This is a genomic window from Thioclava atlantica (assembly GCF_000737065.1).
Taxonomy (GTDB): domain Bacteria; phylum Pseudomonadota; class Alphaproteobacteria; order Rhodobacterales; family Rhodobacteraceae; genus Thioclava; species Thioclava atlantica.
Genome location: NZ_AQRC01000004.1, coordinates 1 through 19,652 on the forward strand (window position 1 = coordinate 1; position 19,652 = coordinate 19,652).

At 60.5% G+C, this 19,652-nt stretch carries 17 protein-coding genes, 1 tRNA gene and 2 pseudogenes; 13 read left to right on the forward strand and 7 right to left on the reverse strand.

All coding sequences use genetic code 11. The features are described 5' to 3' along the window. Window positions 1–941, forward strand: a pseudogene (locus tag DW2_RS05995) (IS3 family transposase); the annotation flags it as partial. Between the two features lie 68 nt (window positions 942–1,009). On the opposite strand, the gene DW2_RS06000 reads toward DW2_RS05995, so the two are convergent. Further along, window positions 1,010–2,041, reverse strand: coding sequence for a hypothetical protein (locus DW2_RS06000; RefSeq protein WP_156102902.1), 1,032 nt, complete (start codon window positions 2,039–2,041; stop codon window positions 1,010–1,012). A gap of 152 nt (window positions 2,042–2,193) precedes the next feature. Between DW2_RS06000 and DW2_RS06005 the strand changes: the two genes are divergently transcribed. Beyond that, complete coding sequence (locus DW2_RS06005; protein WP_156102903.1) at window positions 2,194–2,937, forward strand: hypothetical protein; 744 nt, start codon at window positions 2,194–2,196, stop codon at window positions 2,935–2,937. Between the two features lie 267 nt (window positions 2,938–3,204). Here DW2_RS06005 and DW2_RS19335 read toward each other — a convergent pair whose 3' ends face one another. Both DW2_RS19335 and DW2_RS19340 read right to left on the reverse strand, forming a co-directional pair. After that, complete coding sequence (locus tag DW2_RS19335) at window positions 3,205–3,900, reverse strand: helix-turn-helix transcriptional regulator (RefSeq protein ID WP_081874879.1); 696 nt, start codon at window positions 3,898–3,900, stop codon at window positions 3,205–3,207. Window positions 3,901–4,072: 172 nt separating this feature from the next. Continuing rightward, window positions 4,073–4,249 (reverse strand): ribbon-helix-helix protein, CopG family, encoded by a 177-nt coding sequence (locus DW2_RS19340; RefSeq protein ID WP_081874880.1) that lies wholly within the window; start codon window positions 4,247–4,249, stop codon window positions 4,073–4,075. 123 nt (window positions 4,250–4,372) lie between these two features. On the opposite strand from DW2_RS19340, the gene DW2_RS06010 reads away from it, so the two are divergent. From DW2_RS06010 to DW2_RS19685, 5 genes are all read left to right on the forward strand, one after another. Then, on the forward strand, window positions 4,373–4,873 hold the full coding sequence (locus DW2_RS06010) for a hypothetical protein (protein ID WP_038144593.1): 501 nt from the start codon (window positions 4,373–4,375) through the stop codon (window positions 4,871–4,873). Between the two features lie 176 nt (window positions 4,874–5,049). After that, on the forward strand, window positions 5,050–6,051 hold the full coding sequence (locus DW2_RS06015) for a GIY-YIG nuclease family protein (protein ID WP_202900094.1): 1,002 nt from the start codon (window positions 5,050–5,052) through the stop codon (window positions 6,049–6,051). 111 nt (window positions 6,052–6,162) lie between these two features. After that, the gene (locus DW2_RS06020; protein ID WP_051855519.1) at window positions 6,163–8,319 is read left to right on the forward strand and encodes an AAA family ATPase; all 2,157 of its coding nucleotides are present in this window, start codon (window positions 6,163–6,165) and stop codon (window positions 8,317–8,319) included. A 323-nt stretch (window positions 8,320–8,642) separates the two neighbouring features. Further along, window positions 8,643–8,849, forward strand: a complete 207-nt coding sequence (locus DW2_RS06025; protein ID WP_038144594.1) for a helix-turn-helix transcriptional regulator — start codon at window positions 8,643–8,645, stop codon at window positions 8,847–8,849. A gap of 288 nt (window positions 8,850–9,137) precedes the next feature. After that, a complete protein-coding gene (locus DW2_RS19685) occupies window positions 9,138–10,565 on the forward strand; it encodes a relaxase/mobilization nuclease domain-containing protein (RefSeq protein ID WP_156102904.1) in 1,428 nt (475 codons plus the stop codon). Window positions 10,566–11,013: 448 nt separating this feature from the next. Here the strand turns inward: DW2_RS19685 and DW2_RS06040 are convergent, their stop codons facing one another. Next, a complete protein-coding gene (locus DW2_RS06040) occupies window positions 11,014–11,307 on the reverse strand; it encodes a hypothetical protein (RefSeq protein ID WP_156102905.1) in 294 nt (97 codons plus the stop codon). Between the two features lie 240 nt (window positions 11,308–11,547). On the opposite strand from DW2_RS06040, the gene DW2_RS06045 reads away from it, so the two are divergent. Then, the gene (locus tag DW2_RS06045; protein ID WP_038144600.1) at window positions 11,548–12,225 is read left to right on the forward strand and encodes a thermonuclease family protein; all 678 of its coding nucleotides are present in this window, start codon (window positions 11,548–11,550) and stop codon (window positions 12,223–12,225) included. A 648-nt stretch (window positions 12,226–12,873) separates the two neighbouring features. On the opposite strand, the gene DW2_RS06050 is transcribed toward DW2_RS06045, so the two are convergent. Beyond that, complete coding sequence (locus tag DW2_RS06050) at window positions 12,874–14,103, reverse strand: ROK family transcriptional regulator (RefSeq protein ID WP_038144602.1); 1,230 nt, start codon at window positions 14,101–14,103, stop codon at window positions 12,874–12,876. 315 nt (window positions 14,104–14,418) lie between these two features. Between DW2_RS06050 and DW2_RS06055 the strand changes: the two genes are divergently transcribed. From DW2_RS06055 to fsa, 5 genes are all read left to right on the forward strand, one after another. Further along, entirely contained in the window at window positions 14,419–15,444 is a 1,026-nt protein-coding gene (locus DW2_RS06055; protein ID WP_051855525.1) for a sugar ABC transporter substrate-binding protein, read from the forward strand. A 96-nt stretch (window positions 15,445–15,540) separates the two neighbouring features. After that, window positions 15,541–16,617: an ABC transporter permease gene (locus DW2_RS06060; RefSeq protein ID WP_038145070.1), complete on the forward strand. Its 1,077-nt coding sequence runs from the start codon at window positions 15,541–15,543 to the stop codon at window positions 16,615–16,617. Beyond that, a complete protein-coding gene (locus DW2_RS06065) occupies window positions 16,614–17,396 on the forward strand; it encodes an ATP-binding cassette domain-containing protein (RefSeq protein ID WP_038144604.1) in 783 nt (260 codons plus the stop codon). Before DW2_RS06060 ends, DW2_RS06065 begins: the two co-directional genes overlap by 4 nt. Window positions 17,397–17,399: 3 nt before the next feature. Continuing rightward, window positions 17,400–18,041, forward strand: coding sequence for a nucleoside/nucleotide kinase family protein (locus tag DW2_RS06070; protein ID WP_051855527.1), 642 nt, complete (start codon window positions 17,400–17,402; stop codon window positions 18,039–18,041). 40 nt (window positions 18,042–18,081) lie between these two features. Beyond that, window positions 18,082–18,738, forward strand: a complete 657-nt coding sequence (gene fsa, locus DW2_RS06075; protein WP_038144606.1) for a fructose-6-phosphate aldolase — start codon at window positions 18,082–18,084, stop codon at window positions 18,736–18,738. Window positions 18,739–18,758: 20 nt separating this feature from the next. Here fsa and DW2_RS06080 read toward each other — a convergent pair. After that, window positions 18,759–19,071 (reverse strand): annotated as a pseudogene (locus DW2_RS06080) (transposase); the annotation flags it as partial. A gap of 463 nt (window positions 19,072–19,534) precedes the next feature. After that, window positions 19,535–19,610: transfer RNA gene (locus DW2_RS06085), tRNA-Phe, on the reverse strand. Between the last annotated feature and the right edge of the window lie 42 nt (window positions 19,611–19,652).

The window sequence follows — 19,652 nt, forward strand, 5'->3', positions numbered from 1 at the left end:
CACGCGGGAGCCATCCATACATGGTCCGAGGACAATGCCGAGCGCGTATTTCGCCAGGGATGCAAAGTGAGATATGCGTTCGTGGCCGAGCATCGCGGGCAGTTCTCCGTCAGAGCCATGTGCCGCTGCCTTCGTATCCAACCGAGTGGGCTCTCAGCGTGGCTGAAGGCGCCGCTGAGCAAGCGGGCTCAGGAAGATAGACGACAGACTGCGATGCTGAAGGAGGCATGGGTGGAAAGTGGCAAGGTCTACGGTCACCGCAAACTGCATGACGACCTTCTCGAGCAAGGCGAAAGCGTCTGCCTGAACCGTGTTGCCCGCCTGACCAAGCTGGCCGGCATCAAGGCGCAGATCGGCTACAAGCGCCGACCGGGAAAGTATGGCGGAAAGCCTTCGGTCTTGGTCGACAACACTCTGGACCGACAGTTCGACGTGGCGACACGGGATAAGGCCTGGGTGACCGAAATCACCTATATCCGCACGCAGGAAGGCTTCGCCTATCTCGTCGTGGTCATTGATCTCTTCTCGCGTCGTGTCGTCGGCTGGGCAATGAAGAGCCGCCAGACGACAGACGTTGTCCTGCAAGCGCTGCTGATGGCGACATAGCGGAGAAAACCCCGGGCGAAGGTTCTGATCCATTCGGACAAGGCAGCCAATTCACCAGCATGGACTGGGCGGCGTTCGTTCGGGCCCACAATCTGAAGCACCCGATGAGCCGCCGCGGAAACTGCCATGACAACGCGGTAGCTGAGAGCTTCTTCAACCTGCTCAAACGTGAGCGGATCAGGCGACGAAACTACCGAACACGGGAAGAAGCCACGCAGGATGTGTTCGACTACATCGAGATGTTCTACAACCCGAAGCGCAAGCACGCCCGAAACGGAATTCTGTCGCCCGTCGACTTCGAGCGGCAGCAAAAACTGAGACACGAAGGCGTCTAAGAAACGCCGGGCTATTCAACATCTAAAAGAATATTCATCAAAACGCTTTCACGCACGCCTCGTGATCATCAAAAGCGTCTTGATACTGAGAAGCCAAGAAAATTGTCATCGAAGACATCGGCAGAACTTCGGATTAGGGAATAGGAAATCTCGGCGCTCCACCGCCACGGCAGCGATCGGATCATCTGAACGGTAAGCGTGCGGTCTCGACGCGGTTGGCCTAAGTAAAGAGATCCACGGCTCTCTTCTCGGTGGAAGAAAACGCTCGTTGGCCGTCCCGCAATCAAACCTGATATACCAATACCAACCCTGTTGCGCATCACGAGCTCCCCCAAAACCGCATCGCCGAATGAGAAATTGGTGTTCAGCGCAAATCCAGTTCGCAAAGCAGAAATCATGCCGAGCGAAACAATGTTCTGGTTGGAACCCCCGTTCGCCAACTCCCGCTTTCTGGACACTCCAATCGTTAGCTCGTGAAAGCTCTGTCCGACGAGCAACTCCTGCCTCAATGTGAGGCTGCCGGAGATCCCGCGATCTTGTCCCAGATCGAAAACCTGCTTGTAACCACTCAGGCAACTGGAGAGCCATGTCGCAGTATTGAACATGCGCTCGACGCAGAGGCTGCCCGATAATTGCGTTTTGTCGACACGTTGTTGAGGGGCATAGCCCAGTTCGACCTGCCCTACCCCAGAGAGAGCCAATCCATCCGCAAGCGGCATTGCAAAACTGGCTTGGCCATCCAGCCCCACCAACGCGCCCTTCTTGCGGACATCGTCAGGATTGATTTGAAAGGTCAGCCCACCGACGGTGAGGGAAGAAACGGGAAATCCGCCATTTAGATTGCTGTCGTAGCGGATAAACGGGGAAACGTGCGCTTCGATCCTTGATGCCACCAAGACGCGCCCTTCAAACGCGAGCGAAATCAAGAGACGCCGCATTTCCCAGCGATCCCGAAGTGATCTTTCCGGCTGGGAGAGCGCGAATACCGCCAGTCGCGGGGCGCCGGAGAGTGCAATCGCTTCATCGCTCGATGACGAGAAAGCAGGCTCCGCAGAGAGAACCGCGATGGCGACAGCAAATAACAGTCTGGCAATACCCAATTTCTATGCCCTTTCGTGATCCAAAACTGTCGGTGCATATAAGAACATGAAAACAAAGTCAAAATCTTCATGCCGCGAGATCTGGCCGCGCGCCGATCGCATTCTCGTCCACTGAGGCAACGCGCGGCAACAAGACAATCGGAAGGGAAAAAATGAAACTAGTGCGAGGTTCAGTTCTGATCGCGGCGGTCGCGCTCTCTGCCTGCGGTGGCGGTGGCTCCGTCGTCGCCCCGCCGGTCTACGATCCGCTCGTGGCGCCCGACGGCTCGGATATTTCGAGCGTGATCGCCTTTGCGAAAAAAGGCGGAACGATCGATCTGGGCAATGGTGTGACGCGCTACACCAACACTCAGGTGATCAACTCCAAGAAGTATGCCGCCTGGGTGGATGTGCTTCCCGGTTACGGCGATGCGCTCGTGAGCTTCCAGACCGACGATCAGGGTGTCACCTACACGATGACCGGCGATACCCCGACCGTGGTGAGCGCGCCCACCGGCGTCTACACGGGCCAGATCGAACTGTCCTACAAGCAGACCAGTGCCGATACCTGGCGCGTGGCGACGGGGAATGTCTCGGTCAACCTCGATCTCGCCAACGGCACCGCGGCGATCGACTCGATCGCGAGCAATGCCGACAACAACATCGAGGTGTTCGGCAACGCGACGGTCTCGGGCGCTCAGCTCGCTTCCAACACGATGACGATGCGGATGCGCGATGGCGCGGGCACCCTCCTCTACGACAAGACCGGCTCGCTCGACGGGAAGATCATCACCGGCACCGACACCTCGGCGATCGTCGGCACCGTCAATGCGACCGACTCCGCGGATGGCTACGAGCTCAATGGTGGCCTGACCACCGGCTACAATGCCGCCTGCACCGCGAACCCGAGCTGCTGATCCACAGGCAGGCCGCCGGCCAAACAAATGAAGCCCGGAGCCTTCCTCCGGGCTTTTCTTCATCCGCCACGAACATCCCGAATAACGCGAGCACGCATCCGGCCGCGTCTTGGTCGAAAAAAAGATCTACATCTCTCATGCCAGTGACGCACTGCACCGGTGGAAATCGGTCATTCATTCAACAGAACTAACCGAAAAGACGCCCAAGCGGACGACAATACGACACGGCTTTCCTTCGAATACGGCGAGGAAGGAATTTCATAAAACTCAGATCAACCCCGCGCGAATAGCCGCTGCAACCGCTGCAGTCTTGTTTGTCGCTTCGAGCTTTTGACATGCATTTCTGAGATAGCCGTTAATACTCTGTTCTTTCAGGCCCAATATTGCCCCGGTCTCCCAAGATGTCTTCCCCGAAGCAGCCCAGAAAAGCACTTCGCGCTCACGCTTTGACAGTCCCACGAAACGACCTGTGCGTGCATAGCTTGGAAATACATCATTGTGGAATTCGAGTGCCAAGCTACGCGCCCGGTTCGCCAAAGCCTCCATTGCCTTGACACCAGGAGAGCTCCGCTCGCCCGTGGTAAGGCTCAGCATGCTCCAATGTCGCGGCCCGCTTCGGATCGGCACGGAGAAGCCGATGGAAGTTATCCCATGCGCATTAGAGAGCTGGAAGAAGCGCCGCGCAGAGACACTCTTCTCAAGAAGTTCGTTCCAAGAAAACAAACGGCCATGGCAAAAATTTTCCTGGAGGACCGGGTCCAGTGCGCCTACCCCTTCAAGAAGGTAAGCGTCGCGCCATTCGTTTGAATAGTTCGACAACACGGCAGCGCCGTCAGAGAATTGACCGCCCGAAATCGAGCGTGCGTAAGCGAATTGGCAAAACCCATGAGCCTCCGCGAAGCGGTTCAGGTCAGATTTTGCATAAAAGATTTCGACGGGGAAATTTTGTTCTCTAGACGACATGGAAAGGAAAAGAAGAAATAGGATTCTCCCTTAGCTACCCCCAAAGCGGATCAATTTGAACTGAGAATTTTTCAGACCTACGCAAACGGTCAGAAAGCGCCCTCCGATCGCGACCGCGTCGCCTCGGCGAATTTCTTCGATTCCACTCAAGACAAAACGCCGATCTAGCCTTTCACTCCTCACTCGCAGCCAACCACTGAGCGAGGGCACGCCTGATCATTTCCGGTCGGGTCGGCAGATCGCTCTCGAGCCTCCGGCGTTCGTCGATCGCCTGCAGCATCTCGCGACTGAGACGAAGGTTCACCGCCTCTGTATCTACCCGCGGCCGGCCTTTCTTCTTCTCTTCCATGACACCGAATCCTTTTAGTTGACACTTTGGTTTTTTGGTGCCATATTATGCGAGCGAAGGCAAGGGATTAGGGCCCCTCGCCAACGCTCTCACCACAGCCAATCTCGTCACAGGAGACCGACCATGGCTAATTTCGTCACTACCACGCGCACAGCCGCGAATGAAGACGCGTCCACCTACATTCCCTCCCCGATCTCGACGCTCTTCGAGCGCTTGTTGCTCGCGCTCGCCGAGGTGATCGAGTGCAATCGCGATCTCGCCGATATCGATATCTGGGACATTGCCTGCAGCGGCTGGCTCAAGGCGACGGAACTCGCCGAGGAGCGCCTCGGTGCCTTGGTCCATGATCTCCTGAACGCGGATGTCGTGCGCCCCGCCGACCGGCCGCTCAGGCTCGCGGCTTTCATGCTGCATCTGACGATGGACGCGGCCGGTCCCAAAGAGGTTGCGCGCTTCGCCGCGATCGCCCGCCTCAAGGCGGAGGACTTCCTGCTGACCGACGAGACCGCAACCCATCGCCATGTCAACGCGATGACCCGCTCGGCGCTCGCGCTCTTCGAGGGGTTCGTCGCGCTCGACCTCTGCGGTCACGATCCTTGCGCGGATCTCGCCGCCAGCATCTGACCCTCCTCCCCTTCCCGATACCCTGTTCGCCTGCCCTGCCGGGCCGCCGGCCCGGCTGAACGGGGACGCGCTTGCGGGCGGCGCCGCCTGTGGTGGCGCCCGCACCTTCCTCCCGGCGCACGCTTCCGCGCGCCCTCCCCCTCTCCCCCCATACGTCTGCACAAGGAGGTCTGGCCATGTCCCAGCCCATCCCGAACACCCTGCCCATTGGCGGGACGCCCCAGCCCATCCATCCCGGCGCGCTTCATGCGCATTGGAAGAAGATGGCGCGCAAGAAAGGCTTCGAGCTCATCGCCCGCGTCACGGACCGCTACCACCTGGCACTCCGGTGCAAGTGCTGCGGCGAGCTCTCCTCGACGAAGCTCTTCGTCCTGATGAACGCCCGCCCCCTCTGCCCCCATTGCCTCGCGCGGCGCAGGCAGAGCCGGGCGAGGCGCGCGCATCTGCGCTTCCTGCGCCGCGATCCGTCGGACACCCGATACGGAGTCTACAAGGCACCTTGCGGCCATGAGCTCCGCCGGCAGTTCGGCTTTGTCGAACGGATCGCGCGCGGCGAGGTGAGCCACCGCTGCGAGACCTGCCAGCACGCGCGTGAGCAGGAGGAGGCGATCGCCCGCGGCTGGCAGCTGATCGGCCCCGACCCCGAAGGCAATCACAACTACCGGCTCTACCGGCATAAAGAGGGCTGTGGCATCGTCACGCGCATCGCGCGGGTGAACATGAAGACCGGTCGGTTCGACTGCCCCCAATGTGGTGAATGCTGGTCGGCGGAGCCGAGCGCCATCTACCTGATGCGCATCACGCTTGCGCCGGACAAGCATGTCGTGAAGCTCGGCTTCTCGCGCGATCCCGAGAGCCGCCTGCTCCACCAGCTCCATCGGGTTCCGGATCTGCCGCGGCAATTGATCAAATCCGTCCCGATCCGGTCGGGGCGTCAGGCGCAGCGGCTCGAGAAGAAGCTCCACGCCTGGCTCGCGACCCGTTTTCCCGAGGGGCGCGTTCCGCCCGAGGAGTTCGCGCACCTGCTCAAGGTGAAGTCGGAGATCTACCGGCCCGAGCTCGAGCAACCGATCTCGCAAAAGCTCGACCGGCTGATGCGCAAGGAGCGCCGTGCGGCCTCGCGCAGCCGCACCAAGCACCGCGCCCGCCAGGTGCGCCTCCGCAAGGTGCGGCGCTGACCGCGGGCGTCCACGACACAGCCCCTCTCCCTGGTGGCCCCCATCCCGGGGCCACCGCCTCCTCCCTTTCCTTCCCTCTTTCTCCCCTCCCCCATAAGACGAGGTTCCGCCATGACCCAATTCGACCTGTCCCCGAGCTGGGGCCCGCTCGCGCTCGAAGCCGTCTTTCGCCTGCGCGACGAGATGAGCGACAAGCGCCCCGCACCGACCTCATCCGCGTCACGCCGCGCACCCGGCAGCAGCAACGGCGGAGACGATGGATATGACCTCGAGTTCGACGGGGGCCATCTGCACCTCTCTGGTCCCGAGGCCCAGCCCCAAGAGCCGGGCGCGAAAGCGCTTCCCGGCTCGATCATCACGCCGCATCTGCTCCTCCTGACCTTGCGGCTCGCCGCAACCTTCGGAACCGCAGAGCGCATCGAGGCGCTCACGCGCCCCGGAGCGGTCACGCTCCTTCAGGGTGCTAGCCGCGAGGATATGAGCGAGATCGCGGATCGTATTGCTGCGCTCTTCCTGCCGCCATCGGCCACCCCGCCTCGCGACAAGCTGCAACGCGACATCGACGCGCTCGCACGGCTCTCGATCCTGCTCCCGAGCCGGACCAAGACGCAGCCGCCCGAAAGGGAGATCCGCGAGGGGCTCGAGACCCACCGCGCGACCCTCATCCTGCTTCCCGACGACATCCGTCTGCCGCGTGCGCTTCTCACACTCCTGCCCGTTCCCCTCACCCTCGCGCCGGTCGACCGGGAGATCACGCTTGCCCAGCTCGCAATGACCTATTCCGAGGGGATCGATCTGGAGGCCCTGCGCCGCGCGCTTCCCGAGAACGCCGCCCTCGCCTCGGTCCCGCAAGCTGCCCGAGCCCTCGCGCTGCGCGCACCGAGTGCGCTTGAAGCGGCCAATCAACTCGCCAAGGCGGCGCGACCCCGCGTGATCACCGCAGGCCCCGACCTCGATCAGATCGCCGGTGACACCGAGGCGCTGCGCATCGCGAAGCGCATGGTGCGCGATCTGGCCGACTGGAAGGCGCGCAAGATCGACTGGTCGGAGGCAACGCGCTCGGCGCTCTTCTTCGGTCCTCCCGGCTCCGGCAAGACCTGGCTCGCGCGCGCGATGGGCGCAAGCGCCGGGGTCACCTTCATCTCGGCGGGCTTCGGGGAATGGCAAGCAGCAGGACATCTGGGCGACATGCTCGGCGCGATGCGCCGCTCCTTCGCCGAAGCCCGGGCCGCGGCCCCCGCGATCCTCTTCATCGATGAGACCGATGCGGCGGGCTCGCGCTTCGGCGGCGACCAGCACGGCAAGACGTATCAGCGCCAGGTCATCAACGCCTTTCTGCAGGAGATCGATGCGCTCATGCTATCCGAAGGCGTGCTTCTGGTCGGCGCGACGAACGATCCCGGCGCGATCGATCCCGCCATTCTCCGCCCCGGGCGTTTCGACACCCATGTCGAGGTCCCCCTGCCCGATGCGACCGCGCTCGAGGGGATGTTGCGGGCGCAATGCGATTGGCCGGAGGAGACGCTGCGTGCCCTCGCGCGCGCCGCCGTCGGCCAGTCCGCTGCCGAGCTCGATGCCGCAATCCGCGCCGCGCGCTCGGAGGCCCGCGACGAGGGGCGCCCTCTCGTCGTCGAAGATCTCGCACGACAGCTCACGACCCTGCAGGTAACCGACCCGTCCCATGACTGGCGCGTGGCCCTGCACGAATGCGGCCATGCCATCGCCTATGCCGCCCTGGGGCTCAGCGCGACCAGCCGTCTCGTGCTCACCCGCAATGGCGGCGGCGAGGCCCATGGCGCCCCCACCCGCGCCCTCAGCAGCCTTTCCGATCTCGAAGACGACATGACCTGCCTGCTGGCAGGTCGCGCGGCCGAGAGCCTCGTGCTCGGCGAAGCCTCGGCCGGGGCCGGCGGGACGCAGGACTCCGATCTCGCGCGCGCCACCCGGCATGCGGTCGGGATCGAGACCCGCTATGGTCTCGGCCATCACCAGCTGGTCTGGCTCGACGCGCCCGATCATGTCGCCCTGCACAACCCCCACGTTTACGGCCGGGTGCGGGCCCGGATCGCCAAGGCCGAGACCCGCGCCCGCGCCCTTCTCCACGCACGCCAAGCCACGCTCGAGGCGATGGCGCAGGCGCTGCTCGAGAGGCGCGAGCTGAAGGGCGAGGAGTTGGCGCGGTGGTTGGCACCGCTGTGCTCGCCGCAGCCCTCGTCCCCCTCGCCCGAGGCGCCCCGCGACGGGCTGTGCCCGCGCGAAGACATGTAAGGCATCACGAGGGACGCACGCGAAATCGGGCCCGATTTCCACCACTCTCTAGGTTCTAGTGCGCGCGAGACTGGGCCGGAGGGGTGCGGGGCGATCAAAAAAACCGTCGCGGCGGCCAAATCATCCTGTCCCCTAACGGGGACAGGATGCCCCAGAAACACCCCCTCAAGCAATTGGTTATCCACAGCTTTCTGGGGATAACTCCCCTCTTCCCCATGATTCGCGGCGAAAAATGAACTATTTTGAGAATGCAACCCGGACGGGCAACCCGAGCCGGACTTCTAGATCAAACGCGCAATTCGCGCAAACCGAGGAGACCCGCCATGAGCAACAACGCCCCCACGCGATACTATACGATCAACCAAGTCGCAGAGATGTTCGGCGTGACACGCGCAACGATCGACAGGTGGCACCGTGATCGGCCTGACTTCCCGCGGAAGGTTTCGCTCGGAATGAACTGCGCCCGTTTTCGCGTCGCGGATATCGAAAACTGGATCGCCCGTGTTGAGGGAGAGCGGCTCGGTGTCTGAACGAAGAACAGCCATCGTGAAGCTCCGGCTGTCTCCGAAGGAACACCATTTTCTTGAGAGCGAGCGGAAAGCCGCAGGCAGTCCAACGCGTGGAAAATACCTACGAGACCGTGTGCTCGCCGGAATAGCGCCAGGCCAGGCGAAGGGGGCCGAGATCGCTGAACAACTCGGGCGACTTTCTCTCGCGGTGAACGCGCTCGGTCCACGATTGTCGGGGGAAGGCCGCGCACTCGCGAGAGAGGTTCGCGACTTGGCCGCTGCAATTCGCGCTTGGTCGGAGACCTGACGATGCGGGCTCACACGAAGCGCCATCGGGACGCGAAATTCATCGAGGATTACATATTCAGAGATGGGGCTGATCCCATCGGCGGCACGTTGATCCTCGAAAATCGGCACGCATTGCGAAAGCAGTTCGAGCGTTTCGGAGATGGCGGGGAATTCCTTCACATCACCCTCTCACTACCCAAAGGGCTGCTCGCCGATCGCGAACTCTGGGTGCAGATTATTCTGACGCAGTTGGAACTGATGCAGCTGCCGCCTCACCAGATCCCGTGGGTCGCGGCCCGCCATATCGACGCCGAATGCGACCATGTTCATGTCGCGGTCATCCTCCAGACATTTCTGGGCGATCGAGTGAAAGCCACCCTGTCGCGACGCAAAACTGATCGCAACCATCAAGAGATGGCCAAGATGCTCGGGTTGCCCGTGCCGGAGTATTTCGACCCATCGTTTCCGACATTTTCCCCTCCAACACCGGAGCGCAACCTTACAAACGCCAAGGCAAAATCCCTGCATGGTGCTTTCACAGCCATCTTCGCGCTGGATCCCCCCACCTCCATCGAAGAACTCGCCGCCCTACTGGAGGCTATGCCAGAGCCCATCATTCTGACCACTGATGTGAACATCTACGGCAAGCAGAGCCACCTTTTCGAAACCCCCTACGGCTTTCTACGCGGCAGCGAACTTGGCACCGCCTGGGAACCACGCCACCTCAAGGCTCGGCTTTTGCTCGCCAAAGCCTTACCCGTCGCGCGCCTCATCTGCGAGCTCCCACCCATCCAAACCAAACTGGAGAACATTACCCGTGCCGCAAGAACCGAAATCGATGCAACCTGTCTCCTCTTGGGAGGTGGTGATCAATCGCCTGGTAGCGCTCGACAAGAAAACCGACACACTTCTTCCGCTCAGGGAACTCCTCAAGCTTCTGGAACGCTCCAACTCGGATTTGGCGGAGCAGTTCCTCGCAGCGCTTTCCACATTGAACACGGAACTGCGGTTGAACCGGGAACTCCGGCACCAACAAGAAGAAGCGCTCAAAGCAAGCGTGGAGCTGCAGCAGGTCCTGGAGGAAAAGCTGGGAGAACTCGATCAAAGGCTCCTGAAGATCGAGATCATTTTACTGCGGTTGATGCGGATCATGGCAATCCCGATGAAATGACCTTCGGCGCTTGGCTTGCTCAAGCACTCTACCTGCTCAGGAAAGGTTTTCGCGGCTGGAGTTGGCGGCGGATCCCCGATCGCCACGCGATCAAGGTGGTTTTCGGAGCTGGAGACGAAGTGGTCATTTCTGCCGAGGCCATGGAAATCTGCAGAGATGGGCAGAATGCCGCGGAGCTTGCGAACGTGTTCGAACCATTTCAGTCTGCTAATGAACCCAAACCCTCCGCAAAATCGGCGCCATTGCCCTCACCTTCGGACGAGGGGCCGGAATTCTAGTATTTGCAGATGCGTCCCCGGGTGTATCCCCAGCGACTTAACAACAGGCAGACACCCTTAGATCGAGCCGAAAGAAACGGCAAAACCCTAATATTTCTAAGAGTTAGATGGCGCCCGGCGGCGGCTTCGAACCACCGACACGCGATTTTCAATCCCCCCGTTTTTGTGGGGACTTGGTCGTAGAATCTACGCGGCCATTCTCAGTTTCTGGGCGGGGGTCATAGCAACGTTGGACTGTGCGGCGGGGATCAGATCAGGCTCGTTCGCCAGAAATAATAGGGCGGCTTCAACATGCGTTGCACCGACCGGGGCGTCGCCTCCGACCGCTCTTTCAACTGCGGAAAGCAATGCGGAAGTTTTTGCCTCAGGGCTATTAACTTCGCAGCGTTCAGAGCTGTCTGAGCATGCGCTCGACTGCATGGAATCCTGCAAATCCCGGTGATACGTGTCAGATGGTTTCAAGAGTGCTGTGGGGAGTAAAGGCCTCCTCACTGATCCTTTTGGGCTTGGTGAAGGATTTCGTTCGCGCAGTTTTCTTCTGAGGCTCGGAAGTCGCTTTATCCTGTGCTTTTATGGATTCAACACACCGTGCATAGGCGGCAGCGAATTCCCGATAAAGGTGCTCTGGAACGCCGCGGTAAGTGATCTCCCTGCCATCACTGAACGAGACGAGCATATCGCCATCTTTCCAATCGATGCGCGATATCAAACCGTATGGAGAGGCTGAAAATACGTGAGGCATGACGATTCCTCGCTCAATCGGCCAGCCCCTTAGTTAAATTACCACAAACAACCTGTGATTGCAATGTTTTGCCGTGTATCGCTCGTTTGCGAGCAGTTCGGGCTAGCCATAGACGCCGCTTGAGTGACCTGTCACGTGGTTTTTCCTGCATGATTTGCGCAAGCAGACCGCTTAGTGGCGGTTGGTTGCGCAGTGTCTCAGAATGCTTGATGTCAAATGAATTAAAGATATATTTTTCGTATGCCTTTTACGGATGAACGCGCTGATGAAACGGTTCGCAGGATCAATTTCCTGCTCGCTTCACGACGCCTGAAAGTCTGGGAGCGCAACCTCCTGCAAGATGCGCTCGCTAAATTCGAAAGACATGGCAATCGGATGCAGCTCAGCACCTCAGAGGCGAAGGCAATCTCGAAACTCATTTCCAAAAATCTCGATGGCAACACTGCGCAGCAGGTCGGGTCTTTTGTCGATGAGGCTGCGCGTAGAGGTCAGATGAGTGACACGGCACTCGGAGTAAGGCTGCGACGCGCATGGATTCCGATGCTCGTCCCGATCGCCGGGATCGCGTTGATAGCTTTTGTCGGAGTGGAGCGGGGGGCCGATTATATTGGGCCTCTTTCCCATATGTTACAAGGAACGAGGATCTCTGGCCCCGTGATGGGAGTGCAAGAGGGCAATGTTGTTGACATCGACGGCCGCCGAATTCGAATGGAATCCATAGATTGTCCCGCGCCCGCTGCGCAGGAAAGCAACGATGCGACCGCACACTTGCGTAAACTCGTCGGCAAAGAAACGGTCACCTGTGAAGTCATCCGGCAGGATGGCGACGGCCAGAATATCGGGAGTTGTGTTCTCTCAGATGGCCGTAATCTCGCAGCGCTCATGGTTCTGGATGGCTATTGCCACGACAACTCGTGATCGCATTGGAATAGCTGCCGGGATTACGGCTCCCTGCGCAGACATGTCCGATGCCCCGCTCGAGTGCCACGGCTCCCGGCGTCGATCGCACGGCCTGACTTCGGCTGGATCCAGTGGGTCGTTTCGAAGTGGTCTAGATTACGAGCTCCCGAGGAAGGATGCTTCATGCAACCCTAGAGTGCGGGGCCTTTTGAATTTCACGTTCTTGCCTTTATGTGCGCCCATCTCCGCCTTTTCCCCGCCGCATTGTGGCCGCAGCCTTTAAATTATGGATAATGAATGAAGCTTTCGTATCGAGGGCCCAACATGAAAATACTGCGTGCTCTTCGTTCCCTTGTTGTGTATTTTTGTCCGCGTTGTGACCCGATTGTGGCTGCGCGGCTTGATGAAATTCGCCGGATCTCTCAAGAGTAATCCCTCCCGATGCGCTTTCACTGACCCCGTAAGAGCGCATCCGGTGAACTCTGGTGAAGCCCCTATCGCTCAGAGTTTGCCATGAAAGCAGCCGGACAGTTGTCCGGCTGCTTTTGTTTCGAGTTTGGAGTTTTGCCTTCGAAATGCGAACTCGCTTTGATGCACAGGTCGCTCAAGGACGAAATGGGCCGGAGCGCGGCGGGGGACGAGTTCACATGTATCTTATCCTTCGTATCACCGAGACAGCTGTCCGGCGGGCTCTTTGCGTAGCAAGGTGTTTTGGTCGATCATGAAGTCATTGGAGATCGGATAGGCGGCCGCACCGAGGGCGCGAATGATGGAACCGAAATGACCGGCACAAATTTCGGGCCGATATACCCCCTGAAGATCGAGGTGGGAGAAATGCCGGTCAACTTCAGCAACGAGGCGATCGCGGATAGTGTGGGGAAGAGCGCCGTCTATGATCACCGCTTCGAAATCGATCACGGCCTGTGCCGAGACGATCGCATGAGCGAGGCTCCTGGAGGCTCGCGTAATCCAACGAGAAAGCACGGGTTCGAGCGCCGACCAGTCTGCACTGTCATCATATAGTAACTTGGTGTCGCAGTTATGCTCCCCCAAGAGGCGCTCGAGGACAGCTAGCGAAGCGTGGTCGATCAAGCGATGACCTCCGGGCTCGTCGGGGATTCGTAGTGGTCCAAAGCCGCCGGAGTTTCCCCAACGCCCTGGAAACACGCTGCCATTGAGAACGACACCGCCCCCGATAAATGTGCCGACGAAGAAATAGATGTAATCCTGCTTGTCGGTTGGCGGCCCAAAAACAAGCTCGCCGCGACAGGCGGCAGTGCCGTCATTCTCGATGGAAATTGGCCCAGGGAGAAGCGAGTCCAGTTCGGCCTTAACGTCGAAGTTTCGCCATTTCTCTAATTCTGCACGCGGGGCCACGAATTCCTCGGCCCAGTGCCAGAGTTCCGAGGGCATCGCGATCCCACTCGCCGCTAAATCCTCGCGCTTGAGCTTGGCCGAGCGCAGTAGTGGACGCAGGTTTTCCTTGATGAAGGAGATCAGACCTTTGGGGGTCGGGTAGTCGTGCGAAGTGGAGCGCCGCGCGGCGACCCCGCCGACAAAGTCGACCGCGACCATGTCGAAGCTCCGACGGCCGATTTTCAGGCCGAGGTAGTGCCTTGCCTCAGGATTGAGGTGCATCGGCACTGACGGCTGGCCAACACGTCCCCGAAGAGGGTCTCCTCGAAGCAGCAGCCCGTCGTTCTCCAGCGCCTTGAATATCTCTGACACTGCGTTCGCCGACAGCCCGGTGGCGCGGGTTGCCTCAGCTTTAGTAAGCGTGCCGTGGCGTCGAATTAGGTGAAGAACAAGGCGCTCATTGACGTCTCTCACCGTCAATTGGTTGGAGCCCTTGAGGGGCACAGATTTCAGCGGTCTGTCTCGGCGTCCTGGGGTCATCGTTCACCATGTCGGGGGTGCGCGCGGGGGTGGGCGTCGCGTAGCTAAGGGTGCTCGGATGCTACGTTGGGGACGTTTTAGGCGCAAGCATTCTGGTGAATTTCGCTCTATTAAAACTTCATCCGGAAGTTTTTATTGACAGATGAAAACCAGAGAGAGTAGTTCTCGACTAGCTTCACGGAAGGGAGGAGATTCCGGTCTTGGCGGCGCATCGGCCCGGAAATTGATGCGTTACGTCGTTCGATCGGACGGAAATAACTTTTCCATGAAGTTCTCAACGATCGCTTTGGATGCTGAACAGCAAGGGAGAAGGTTATGAAATTCGCAAAAGGGTGCGTCGTGGGTCTTTGTGCATCGGTCGCTCTGGTTGGCATCGCCACCGGGGCGTCGGCTCAGACATCCGCCTGCCTGATCACGAAGACGGATACGAACCCGTTTTTCGTGAAGATGAAGGAAGGGGCGGTGGCGAAGGCCAACGAGCTCGGGATCAAGCTCAACACCTATGCCGGCAAGATCGACGGGGATGTCGAGAGCCAGGTGGCCGCGGTGGAGAGCTGCATGGCCGCGGGCGCCAAGGGCATCCTGATCACGCCCTCCGACAGCCGCGCGCTGGCACCGGTGGTCGAGAAGGCACGCGCCGCGGGCGCGCTGGTGATCGCGCTCGATACCCCCTTCGAGCCCGCGGACACGGCCGACGCCACCTTCGCGACCGACAATTTCAAGGCGGGCGAGATGATCGGGGAATGGGCCAAGGCGCGGATGGGCGACAAGGCGGCGGATGCGAAGATCGCCTTCCTCGATCTCAACGCGAGCCAGGTCTCGGTCGATTACCTGCGCGATCAGGGCTTCATGAAAGGCTTCGGCATTGACGTGAAGGACGCCAAGAAGATCGGCGACGAGGACGATCCGCGCATCGTCGGCCATGACGTGACCAACGGCAACGAGGAGGGCGGCCGCAAGGCGATGGAGAACCTGCTGCAGAAGGATCCGGGCGTCGATCTCGTCTACACGATCAACGAGCCGGCGGCGGCCGGGGCCTATGAGGCGCTCAAGGCGGTGGGACTCGAGAACCAGGCGACGATCGTCTCGATCGATGGCGGCTGCCCGGGCGTGCAGAACGTCAAGGAGGGCATCATCGGCGCGACCTCGATGCAGTTCCCGCTGCTGATGGCCTCGAAGGGCGTCGAGGCGATCGCGGCCTTCGCGAAGGACGGCACCAAGCCGCAGAACTCCGAAGGTCTCGATTTCTACAACACGGGCGTGACGCTGATCACCGATCATCCGGTCGACGGGATCGACTCGATCAGCTCGGACGAGGGCCTCAAGCAGTGCTGGGGCTGAGCCGCGGCTGACGATCCGGAAGGGGCGCCCACGCGCGGCCCTTCCTCCACCGCGCAACGCGCGCGCGTCCCCAACGGGAGAGAGAGGATGACGGACATGACCCAGACCGCACCACCCCGCGGCCAGTCCTTCGAACACGATCTCGAAAAGAGCGACAGAACGGTTGCCGCCTTCGAGAGGACGAAACGCGGCCCCCTCGGCACGATCCAGCACGGGCTGCACGGCAACCCGACCCTCGTGCCGGTGATCGTGCTGGGGCTCTCGATCGCCGCCTTCGGCCTGATCGCGGGCGGCAAGTTCTTCTCGGCCTTCAACCTGACCTTGATCATGCAGCAGGTCTCCATCATCGGGATCCTCGCCGCGGCGCAGTCGCTGATCATCCTGACCGCGGGCATCGACCTGTCGGTCGCGGCGATCATGGTGCTGATGTCGGTGATCGCGGGCAATCTCGCCGTCTATATGGGTGTGCCCGCACCGGTGGCGCTTTTGGTGGCCTTCGCGGGCGGCACCGGGGCTGGGCTGATGAACGGCTTTCTGGTGACCAAGGTGAAGCTTCCGCCCTTCATCACGACGCTGGGCACCTGGTCGATCTTCTACGCACTGAACCTGTGGCTCTCGGGGGCGCAGTCGATCCGCTCGCAGGATATCGACAAGGCCGCGCCGCTGCTGAAATTCTTCGGCAATACCATAGCCATCGGCAATGCGCGGGTGACCTATGGCTCGATCCTGATGATCGTCGTCTTCCTTGCGCTCTGGTTTCTGCTGAACAAGACCGCCTGGGGCCGCCATGTCTATGCGGTGGGAGACGACAAGGAGGCGGCGGAGCTGGCGGGTATCCGCACCGACCGCACGCTGCTCTCGGTCTACGGTCTCGCCGGGCTGGTCTGCGCGATCGCCGCCTGGGCCTCGATCGGGCGCGTCGGCTCGATCAGCCCGCAGGCCTATTACGAGGCGAACCTGCATTCGATCACCGCGGTGGTGATCGGGGGGATCTCGCTCTTCGGCGGGCGCGGCTCGATCCTCGGGGCGCTGTTCGGCGCGCTGATCGTGGGCGTGTTTCAGTCCGGGCTGCGGCTCGCGGATGTGGACGTGCTCTGGCAGGTCTTCGCGATCGGCTGGCTCATCATCATCGCGGTCGCGATCGACCAATGGATCAGAAAGGTGTCGGCATGAAACGGGACCCCATTCTCACCGCGCGCGGTCTGGTCAAGCGCTATGGCCGCGTCACCGCTCTCGACAACTGCGACTTCGACCTCTATCCGGGCGAGATCCTCGCCGTGATCGGCGATAACGGCGCGGGGAAATCCTCGCTCATCAAGGCGATCTCGGGGGCGGTCCAGGCCGACGAGGGCGAGATCCGGCTCGAGGGCAGGCCCGTCAGCTTCCGCAGCCCGCTCGAGGCGCAGGATGCGGGCATCTCCACCGTCTACCAGACGCTCGCGCTCTCGCCGGCGCTGTCGATCGTGGACAACATGTTCGTCGGCCGCGAGCTGCGCAAACCGGGCCCCTTGGGCACATGGCTGCGGATGCTCGACAAGCCCGCGATGCGCGCCTTTGCCCGCGAGAAGCTCAACGATCTGGGACTGATGACCATTCAGGACATCGATCAGGCGGTCGAGACGCTTTCGGGCGGGCAGCGCCAAGGGGTGGCCGTCGCTCGTGCCGCCGCCTTCGGCTCGAAGGTGATCATCATGGACGAGCCCACCGCCGCGCTCGGGGTGAAGGAGAGCCGGCAGGTTCTCAACCTGATCCTCGATCTCAAGGCCAAGGGGCTGCCGATCATCCTGATCTCGCACAACATGCCCCATGTCTTCGAGGTCGCCGACCGCGTCCATGTCCACCGCCTAGGCAAGCGTCTGTGCACGATCGACCCGAAGAAGCACACCATGTCGGATGCGGTGGCCTACATGACCGGCGCCAAGCAGCCCGACGATGTGAATGAAGCGGCCTGAGCGATGGAGGGACGTGAAGTGCAAACGCGGGCCATTCTCGATTTGGTCGATAGCCTTCCTCGTGATGGCGGAAGGGTCGTGCTCGGGATCGCAGGGCCACCTGGCTCCGGAAAATCGACGATTGCGGCGGCCGTGGTCGCCGCCCTCAATGCACGCGGTAATAGGGCAGATGCTGCGGGTCTCGTGCCTATGGACGGGTTCCATCTAGACAACGAAGAACTCGATGCAAGGAATTTACGTGCGGTGAAAGGGGCACCTGAAACCTTCGATGTAATCGGTTTCGGGAATCTCTTGCGTCGGTTGCGCGATGACCGGTCCGTAATCCGCTACCCGCTCTTTTCCCGGACTGAGGATCGAACGCTTCCTGGTTGCGGCGAGCTCCCTCCTGACCGACGAATCGTCGTCGTGGAGGGAAACTATCTGTTGTTGGGGATCGAGGGCTGGTCTTCATTCAAGCCGCTGTTTGATGCGACTGTGATGCTCTCACCGCCGATGGACGTGCTTGAGGAGCGGTTGATCGCGCGTTGGCTTCAGTATGGGCTCCCCCATGAACAAGCCCTTGCGCGGGCTCGTCTCAATGATCTGGCGAATGCACGCCGAGTTCTTGCGGAAAGTATCACGGCTGATCTCACCCTGCCTGCCTAAGAAGCGACGCCAAGTTTTTGATGAAAAGGAGAAAACTGACATGAAGATCTTCGCAGATAGCGCGGATGTCGCGGCCATCCGCGCGCTCGCAGAGGTGCATCTTATCGATGGGGTGACCACCAACCCGAGCCTGATCGCCAAAGGTGGTGCGCATATCCTTCAAGCAATCACTGAGATTGCAGCAATTGTCGAGGGCCCGGTCTCTGCAGAGGTTGCGGCAACCGATTATGACACGATGATGCGCGAGGCCGCGGTGCTCGGAAGAATTGCCCGGAACATCTGCATCAAAGTTCCGCTCACGATGGACGGGCTGCGTGCTTGCCGCACTCTGCGCGAAGAGGGCCGCGAGACCAACGTGACGCTCTGTTTCTCGGTTAACCAAGCCCTACTCGCGGCAAAGGCTGGCGCGACTTATGTCTCACCCTTTGTGGGGCGGCTCGACGATATCAATCTCGACGGCACGCAATTGCTGCGCGATATCCGCACCGTGTTCGAAAATTATCCTGAACTTGATACGCAGATACTTGCGGCTTCCCTGCGCTCGGCAAATCACGTGACGGAAGCGATGCTCGCGGGCGCGGATGCCGCCACGCTGCCGCCGAGCGTGATAAAGGCGCTCGTTACGCATCCTTTGACCGACAAAGGCTTGCAGGGGTTCATGGCTGACTGGGCCTCGACGGGGCAAAGCATCGTCTAGTCCGAGTAAGGGAAGGGCCGGCAGGCCCGGCGGATCGACACGCTCCAATCGACCAACATCCCGTCGACGAGCTGTCGCTTCCGGAAAGGCCTCAGAGTTTTCGGCGGATGACGTCCTTCAACATCTCGCGGTCGAGCGTCAGGTCGGCCACGATCTTCTTCAGTCGGGCATTCTCGTCCTCAAGCTGCTTTAGCCGCCATATCGCTTCTTCCAGTTGAAGTAGGCCGCCTAGCTGATCCCGGCCTTGCGGCAGATCTTTGCGACCGGCGTGCCTTCCTCGCCCTGCTTCAGGATGAACGCCTTCTGCGCCTCTGTGAACTTCGATGCCTTCATGCGATTCCGCTCCTCTCCCAGCCAGGGAAACTTAGCGGAAAACTCCAGCTTCAGGCGGCCCAGTTCTCAGGGGCAGAGCAGTGACTCGCACGAACGCTCCACCTGTTTGGGTCGCACTTCCGAAGATGGGAGTGACAGCGCGTGACCGACCGGTTCGCGCGCGGCATGGCTTTCGAGGCTCGCGACTAGGACAGCATTTCATCGGAAGCGGGCAACGGTTTGAAGGAATATCCCGATGCTGTTTGAGTCGCATCCCCCTTCGAACCAGGCCAACCTCAAGGCGCTCCTGAAACTGTCTCCCTTGAAGATTCGCCACCTAAGCCTTCGCTTGATGATGAAGGACAGGATTTCTAGCGATATGGGAAATGTGTCCCAAGTGTATCCCCGAGCCATTTTCGACTAAAATAAGGCAAGCTCCGGCACGAAATCGGCCGCAAAAACCATCTATTTTCAAGAGCTTAAGTGGTGCCCGGAGGCGGATTCGAACCACCGACACGCGGATTTTCAATCCGCTGCTCTACCAACTGAGCTATCCGGGCACTGGACCTTGCGGTCTTGGTGGAGCGGTTACTAGACGAGGC

What these genes read in the sequence shown, in the direction of transcription:
- DW2_RS19335 (WP_081874879.1), bottom strand. Translation starts at nt 3,900, where the DNA reads ATGTCGTCTAGAGAACAAAATTTCCCCGTCGAAATCTTTTATGCAAAA.
- DW2_RS19340 (WP_081874880.1), bottom strand. Translation starts at nt 4,249, where the DNA reads ATGGAAGAGAAGAAGAAAGGCCGGCCGCGGGTAGATACAGAGGCGGTG.
- DW2_RS06040 (WP_156102905.1), bottom strand. Translation starts at nt 11,307, where the DNA reads ATGCCTCACGTATTTTCAGCCTCTCCATACGGTTTGATATCGCGCATC.
- DW2_RS06025 (WP_038144594.1), top strand. Translation starts at nt 8,643, where the DNA reads ATGAGCAACAACGCCCCCACGCGATACTATACGATCAACCAAGTCGCA.
- DW2_RS06010 (WP_038144593.1), top strand. Translation starts at nt 4,373, where the DNA reads ATGGCTAATTTCGTCACTACCACGCGCACAGCCGCGAATGAAGACGCG.
- DW2_RS06045 (WP_038144600.1), top strand. Translation starts at nt 11,548, where the DNA reads ATGCCTTTTACGGATGAACGCGCTGATGAAACGGTTCGCAGGATCAAT.
- DW2_RS06020 (WP_051855519.1), top strand. Translation starts at nt 6,163, where the DNA reads ATGACCCAATTCGACCTGTCCCCGAGCTGGGGCCCGCTCGCGCTCGAA.
- DW2_RS06055 (WP_051855525.1), top strand. Translation starts at nt 14,419, where the DNA reads ATGAAATTCGCAAAAGGGTGCGTCGTGGGTCTTTGTGCATCGGTCGCT.
- DW2_RS19685 (WP_156102904.1), top strand. Translation starts at nt 9,138, where the DNA reads ATGCGGGCTCACACGAAGCGCCATCGGGACGCGAAATTCATCGAGGAT.
- DW2_RS06005 (WP_156102903.1), top strand. Translation starts at nt 2,194, where the DNA reads ATGAAACTAGTGCGAGGTTCAGTTCTGATCGCGGCGGTCGCGCTCTCT.
- DW2_RS06050 (WP_038144602.1), bottom strand. Translation starts at nt 14,103, where the DNA reads ATGACCCCAGGACGCCGAGACAGACCGCTGAAATCTGTGCCCCTCAAG.
- DW2_RS06015 (WP_202900094.1), top strand. Translation starts at nt 5,050, where the DNA reads ATGTCCCAGCCCATCCCGAACACCCTGCCCATTGGCGGGACGCCCCAG.
- DW2_RS06060 (WP_038145070.1), top strand. Translation starts at nt 15,541, where the DNA reads ATGACCCAGACCGCACCACCCCGCGGCCAGTCCTTCGAACACGATCTC.
- DW2_RS06065 (WP_038144604.1), top strand. Translation starts at nt 16,614, where the DNA reads ATGAAACGGGACCCCATTCTCACCGCGCGCGGTCTGGTCAAGCGCTAT.
- DW2_RS06070 (WP_051855527.1), top strand. Translation starts at nt 17,400, where the DNA reads ATGGAGGGACGTGAAGTGCAAACGCGGGCCATTCTCGATTTGGTCGAT.
- fsa (WP_038144606.1), top strand. Translation starts at nt 18,082, where the DNA reads ATGAAGATCTTCGCAGATAGCGCGGATGTCGCGGCCATCCGCGCGCTC.